Source organism: Phyllobacterium chamaecytisi (assembly GCF_020164455.1).
GTDB classification, from domain to species: Bacteria; Pseudomonadota; Alphaproteobacteria; order Rhizobiales; family Rhizobiaceae; genus Phyllobacterium; species Phyllobacterium chamaecytisi.
The window spans coordinates 1-6132 of sequence record NZ_JAIQWW010000049.1 but is presented as its reverse complement, the minus strand read 5'-3'; the positions used below and the strand labels follow the sequence as shown (position 1 = coordinate 6132).

The 6132-nt window shown below is 54.5% G+C and carries 7 protein-coding genes and 3 pseudogenes; 3 read left to right on the top strand and 7 right to left on the bottom strand.

Features of this window, described 5'->3' with window-relative positions; genetic code table 11:
• A partial coding sequence (locus LB462_RS30725; RefSeq protein ID WP_444359189.1) for an ATP dependent DNA ligase occupies positions 1-259 on the top strand: 259 nt, incomplete at its 5' end.
• Between the two features lie 552 nt (positions 260-811).
• Here LB462_RS30725 and LB462_RS30720 read toward each other — a convergent pair.
• Positions 812-1189, bottom strand: a pseudogene (locus LB462_RS30720) (ATP dependent DNA ligase); the annotation flags it as partial.
• A 232-nt stretch (positions 1190-1421) separates the two neighbouring features.
• Between LB462_RS30720 and LB462_RS30715 the strand changes: the two are divergent.
• The gene (locus LB462_RS30715; protein ID WP_224515883.1) at positions 1422-2357 is read left to right on the top strand and encodes a LysR family transcriptional regulator; all 936 of its coding nucleotides are present in this window, start codon (positions 1422-1424) and stop codon (positions 2355-2357) included.
• 30 nt (positions 2358-2387) lie between these two features.
• Here LB462_RS30715 and LB462_RS30710 read toward each other — a convergent pair whose 3' ends face one another.
• On the bottom strand, positions 2388-3377 hold the full coding sequence (locus LB462_RS30710) for an MBL fold metallo-hydrolase (RefSeq protein ID WP_224515881.1): 990 nt from the start codon (positions 3375-3377) through the stop codon (positions 2388-2390).
• A gap of 268 nt (positions 3378-3645) precedes the next feature.
• Here LB462_RS30710 and LB462_RS30705 point away from each other — a divergent pair, with 268 nt between their 5' ends.
• Positions 3646-3774, top strand: a complete 129-nt coding sequence (locus LB462_RS30705; RefSeq protein WP_112525310.1) for an ABC transporter — start codon at positions 3646-3648, stop codon at positions 3772-3774.
• Here the strand turns inward: LB462_RS30705 and LB462_RS30700 are convergent.
• From LB462_RS30700 to LB462_RS30680, 5 genes and pseudogenes are all read right to left on the bottom strand, one after another.
• Positions 3765-4025: a hypothetical protein gene (locus tag LB462_RS30700; RefSeq protein ID WP_224515886.1), complete on the bottom strand. Its 261-nt coding sequence runs from the start codon at positions 4023-4025 to the stop codon at positions 3765-3767. The genes LB462_RS30705 and LB462_RS30700 overlap by 10 nt on opposite strands.
• A 111-nt stretch (positions 4026-4136) precedes the next feature.
• Positions 4137-4334, bottom strand: a pseudogene (locus LB462_RS30695) (peptidase T); the annotation flags it as partial.
• 609 nt (positions 4335-4943) lie between these two features.
• Positions 4944-5150 (bottom strand): CsbD family protein, encoded by a 207-nt coding sequence (locus LB462_RS30690; protein WP_183665578.1) that lies wholly within the window; start codon positions 5148-5150, stop codon positions 4944-4946.
• 442 nt (positions 5151-5592) lie between these two features.
• Entirely contained in the window at positions 5593-5826 is a 234-nt protein-coding gene (locus LB462_RS30685) for a hypothetical protein (protein ID WP_224515880.1), read from the bottom strand.
• Positions 5827-5884: 58 nt separating this feature from the next.
• Positions 5885-5981: pseudogene (locus LB462_RS30680) on the bottom strand (CsbD family protein); the annotation flags it as partial.
• Positions 5982-6132 lie beyond the last annotated feature (151 nt).

Sequence of the window (6132 nt, the reverse complement as noted above, 5' to 3'; positions counted from 1 at the left end):
ACTGGTTCATGTCGGCAATGTCGGTACAGGCTTTTCGTCCAAACTGGCTCGCGACCTGAAACAGAAGCTCGATACTTTGCGCGTCGACAAGCCAGCGGCACCGGTCAAGGGTAAGACACTGGTGTTTACAGAACCAACTCTCGTAGCTGAAGTCGTATTCGGCGGATGGACGCATGATAAAAAACTGCGTCACACATCCTTTAAGGGGTTAAGGGAAGTTGCTGATAACGCTGAAATCTACACGATTGACCGGAACTAATGACTTTGATGAGAGTTGGAGCAGCGTTGTCCGGCAGACATCACAACGCACCTGGCAACAGAGGCTCGTCGTGATTTCACCCACCCTTCGGGAAACTCCGCGGCGAGCCTCACTTTTTGTTAACCACACAGGCTCACGCTTTTTATAGTGCACTATGTTGGCACCGGCCTGCTTTCGTATCGTGTGTCCGGCAGGTCAGGACATCGGCTTGTTCGCACAGGGATGACCAACGAAGGTCAAGCCTCACCAAGACTGCAAAGAGGAACAAAACTTCGCTAACGTAGTTCGTAATCTGTCGGAGAGCGCCGAACTCTTCGGCCGAGGTCCGGCGTCGTTAGGGTCGCACGACGCCGGCCTCACCTGATTCGAATCGCGTTGGCACGTTATGATCAAACGGCAGGACGACCAAAAAGGCCCTATGTCGCTAGACAGGTTTTGCGAGCTGGATGGCTCATCGAAGAAGCGGTTTGTCAGCCACGCCGCAGGTTCCACTGTCGATACCCGTTCTCCCCGAGTGGCTTGAGCCACCATAATTCAATGAATTTGGTTCGACTAAACAAGTTGTTCAACGGTGCATTGATCTGGCCGCTTGTCGGGTCGCCAGCGCATAAGTTTGGTGCCATGGCGAAAGCGGTCGCCCGTAATATGGTCGAACCGCACCTCGACGACGAGCTTCGGAGGCAACGGCTCCCACTCACTACTCCTTTGGGTACTCCAGCGGCTGATGCCTCCAGGCGCCATCCCGGTAAAGCCGGGCGACTGACGCAGTAGCTCAAGCCGCTTGGTTAAAGCCCCGCGTTCGTCGTCCCGAATTGTGGAGGTGAAGCCGACATGATTGCGTTTACCAACTCTGTCATAAAGGCCAAGAAGCAGAGACCCGACCTCGCGAGTTTGGCTTTCATAGGTTGCGATTTCGTTTCGGAATGCACCGTGTAGCGTGCGTTTTCTCAAACATCGCCGTCAATGCACGCTATTCCGTACAAAATGCAGCCGTTAACAGGGGCAGGCACCCATCAACACGAGGCGACATTGGCACGAATTTGCTGCAATCTACCCGTAGTCCGTAGCCTCCATGCTCCATGTAACACTATGGGAAGCGCTTGGCGCAAAGGCCAAATGCGCAGAAGAACACCACTGACGAAGTGACAAGGAGTAATCTGGTATGCGCGAACACATGCTCGAGATCGACGGAGGCCTCCTTCTTACCCTTGATGCTCTGCTGAAGGAACTAAACGTTACCCATGCGGCTGTTCGGCTTGGCATTACCCAACCTGCCCTGTCTGCTCGCTTGACGCGCCTCCGGCAGCTGTTTGGCGACCAACTCCTAATCCCCGCCGCGTCCGGCCGAGGAATGGTGCCGACGCCGCACGCCCTCGCCCTACAGCCGAGGCTTGCCCAATTGATTGAGCGACTGAGCGAGTTCTCTAACGTAGCTCAGGTCTTCGATCCGGCCACGAGCCATCGCGTCTTTCGAATTGCTGCGACGGACAATCCGGCGGCCATCCTCGCACCGGATCTCATCGCATTCCTGAAAGCGAAGGCACCCCATATACGCATTGCCTTTGTTCTTCCCGACAAGGCTCAGATCGCGGCGCACCTGGAGCGGGGTGATATCGACCTTTTTATTGGTGCCGTCGAAGACGTGGCGGGGGGGTTGATCGGGCGCACACTGTTCGATGACGAGTTCGTAACGGCACAGCGCAAAGACCATCCAAGAGGCACCAGGTCCTTTGATCTTGATGAGTTCTGCTCGCTCGACCACCTTCTGATTTCGACCAGAGGTGGTCACTTCGCCGGAATGATTGATGACGCTCTTGCCGCACTCGGACGCGAACGCAGAGTGTCGGTTTCGATCCAGAGTTATGCGCTCGCTCCGCTTGTATTGATGGGCAACGATTGCATCTGCACTTTGCCGCGCCGCTTCCTGCAACGCTTCAGCACGTCGCTCGATCTCTTCCAGCCTCCTCTCGACCTGGCCAGGTTTCAGATGACCGCTTTCTGGCATCAGCGCATGAGTGACGATCCTGCCCATGACTGGTTGCGCGCCCAGTTGTTTGAGACAGCGAGGATGCAGGGCCGTTCCGTGAACTCGTTCTAGGCAGCTGGAGTTCGAATAAGAGAGCAGCAGCTATTGCACTTCCGATCCGCTGCGATTGCGGAACTCCAATGGCTGCCAACTGAACGAGCCCTCACCTTCAGTGCGGATATGCCCGACGCCGGGGAACGGAAGATGGGGGGCAGCGACGAGTTGCCGGGAGCCGGCAAAGGTCGAGAAAGCCTTTTCCCGGACGATGGCCGCCTCTGCCGGGTTCACGTCGTAGAGGATGGTGACCAATGGATCGGGAAACTGTACGGCCTCGACGTGAACAATGTCCCCGATAAAAGCAATCGAATGCCCCTTGCTTGTTACGGTGTAGAAAGAACTGCCAGGGGTATGGCCCGGATGAATCGATGCAGTAATTCCCGGAAGAATGGTTTCATTGTCGGAGAATGTTTTTACCTTTCCGGCTTTTTGGTAGACGCCGATTGTTTTTGCGGCTTCGTCGAAGTACTGGCGGGCGTAGCCTGTCTTCTCCGCGTTCGTCGCATCCATGAAAAAGGCAAGTTCAGGTGCAGCGACGTGGATCGTCGCATTCGCAAAGACGGGCCTGGCATCAGTAACCAAACCACCCGTATGATCTGTGTGGATGTGGGTAATAAGAATGTCGGTAATGTCCTCCGGCATGACACCGACGCTGGCAAGGCTGTCCCGAAGCTTCCCGCCGTACCCAGGCCCGAAGAGCTGTCCTGAACCAGTATCGACCAAGATCGACCGCGCGCCGTCCTCAATCAGGAATGCGTTGATCGATGCTTCGACGGGATTTGTCAGGAAGGATCGTTGCAGGCGGTTATCGATCTCTGGCTGTGATGTGCCCGTCAGGAGCTTGTGCAGGTCTTGGGGAACGGTACCGTCTGATAGTGCTATAATCTTCAGGTCCCCGAGCGGGAAAGCGTAGGTGCCCGGCGCTTGCGTGTAGTGAACGGCAGTTGCGGGTTGGGTGGTCTCAGCGAATGCAGGCGCGAGCGCGCCGATGATCACACTGAAGGTTGTGGAAGCCAAGAGGGAACGTAGGGTCATGGTCGCTGGGGTCCTGTTCATCGTTATCGTCGTCGATGAACTTTAAATAAGGGCACTCCGCGGCCTCATGAAATTCAATCGCTCGATAGGACCTATCCACGAGCCTTATGCCTCTAGACAATTGACGGCCAAGTGAATCGGGATCTCCGTTAAAAAAGAACCGTTGCTACAAATACCCTTACTTCTCGATCCGACGACCAGTTCTTAACACTTTCCATATTAGCCTAGAGTGGTTGGCCTACTTCAACTTGATGAAAAGGATCTTGGAATGAATAGAGCTCTGATCACCGTCGTTGCCGTACTAACAGTAATGAGTTTAAGCGCCTGCGGATCAATCGGCAAAGGAAAAGCTCCTCCGCCAATGGCGGAACCGACTGCAGCACCAGTCTATAAATAAAGGCTACTGCTTCTGTGCTGTGGGAAGGTGATTCCACCTTCCCATTCAATCGATCGCAAGACACCGGCCTTGTACAGGACGTGCGTTCCCGCCGTAAATATCGCCCATAAGCTTGAAGATGCGGCCATGATGTTGGGTGATTTCGGGTTCGAACACTTCCTTGCGTCCTCGAAGGTACCCTGTTCGTGCTCCATCAACTTGGAGTAACCAACGACATCTGCGGCAAGAATGGTAACAAGTTTACGGTCCATGACCGTACCCCTTGTTTGGGAATTTCCCCTTCCAAACAGTAGCACAAATTAAGCGAAGGTGCGCTGTCGAACAGGTGGATGCAGCAAGGAACCAGTGTCATGGGAGTGGCACTACATCATTATTTTGGCGCGCTCTTCCCAGATTTTCGCCAGTTCGACGAGCGTCATGACGCTTTTTTCCATGTCTTGTCGACTGATCCATTCGAGCGGCGATTGAAAAGCGTGACCGCCAGCGAAGATGTTGGCGCACGGCAAGCCCATAAACGACAATCGCGAACCCTCGGTACCACCTCGGATACTGCCGCGCACAGCGGGCCGTGCTGTGAGGTGAAGCTGAATGATTGACCGGAACTCTGCTGTTGCGATACACCGCCGATCCGGTGATCCTTGGTGTCGTAAAGCCTTACGCTGGAGCCATCCGCGACCGCAAGCCTGCGACTTCGGGAAAGAAGGCATGGCGGAGAGTGTTCTTGCAACCAGTTGACGACGGTTGGCCCAGTCCTTCAGGCCACCTGATCGCCCGCTCGTTGATCCGATGAATTGGCACCTTGATCCCGGGGCCTGCGCCCGCCTTGTCAATGGCGCGTGCCAATCACCTTTCTCTAGAGCTACCAGTTCAGCAACTTCGGCGCAGGTGGCACCGACTTTTGACTTCAACCTGTCGTTGAACATATGCCGCCGAGTTCCGGATGATTAAACTGAGCCAAGGTTCCGTGGCCGGACGTCATTGCCTGCTGCAAGTGTTCGACCGTCGACAGGCTGACATCGTTTCGCTCTGCGATTTCTTTCAGGACGTGACGAAGGTTGTCCTTGCAATCCGTTCATATCAGCGCTTTCGTTGAATTCGATGTGGGCCGTTAGTTACGAACAAATGCCCCATATCCAGAAGATAGTGGGGCATTGCATTCAACTCGCTGACTATTGCCAGGTTTGGCTGTTGTACCAATCGTCTACGTCCTTCTTGGCCTCATCTTTAGCTTTGCCGTAGCGTTCCTGGATCTTGCCTTCAAGTTGATCGCGTTTACCCGCAATTACGTCAAGGTCATCGTCGGTAAGTTTTCCCCACTGCTCTTTCACCTTGCCTTTAGCCTGCTTCCAATTGCCTTCGACGCGATTCCAGTCCATGGCGTATCTCCTTTTTGCTGATGTTATTCCAACGCTTGTTTGGAAGAAAAAGTTCCGCCAACAACAATGCTGGAGACCTCCGGCAAAAAGGCTCATCGCTGAGACGATGAGCCTTTTGTTCGCCAGTTTCCTTAGTTCGCGGGAGCCGGAGTCGCGGTGCCATTTTGTTGTCCTGCATCGGAGGCGTTGTTTCGGCGGGGACCGCATCTGTCTTGCCTTCGTTCGCCTTGTTCGGGTCAGCGACGCCTTCCGTAAACTTTGGGAAGTCTCAAAGGCCGGTGCGTTTTGAAGGCCTTTGGCCGGTTCGAACCGTCCCGGACCAGACTTTTTCAGATTAAGTTATGCGGGAGTGCTCACCCGGAAAACGAAATACCCGGTGTACGTCTTTTGGAATGCAACCGCTCTTTTCAGGGAGCGAGCTTAGAAAGGCCGAAACCACCCGTCATTTCATATCGATAACCTCTCCGGCCGTATAGAAAACGATAGGAGGACCATATTCCTCTTCGCCTTGCTTTGCTTCCTGGCTCCAGGCAATGACCCCTGCATGGTTTGACGCCAAATCACTGGCCGCTTTCCGCGCCTGTTCTTCTGTGTCGAACCGCTGTGGTTCCTCAGGTCGAAACAACTCTCCGGCTTCACCTTGCTCAAAAACCGCTACAAAATAAATTTGTTTCATCCCGTTATCCTCATCGGCAGGCAACTCATAGCGCCGGAGCGCGTGTCACGTTTAACGGCTACCAAGTCTGGCGGTTGTACCAATCGTCGACCTCGCGTCTGCCTCCGTCCTTCGACTTGCCGCACTTGAATTTTGCCCCTTAGCTGGTCACGCTTCTCTCCTCGTTTGCAATGAAACGCGCCAGCCAATTGCGTGTTCCAAAGGAATGGTCAGCAAGGCCATGCAGACGCCAGCGAAAGAAACCCATATTGGATGGAACGCCTTGTTCCCGGAGGATTAGAGAGAGCTATCACCAAGCCCTGGGAG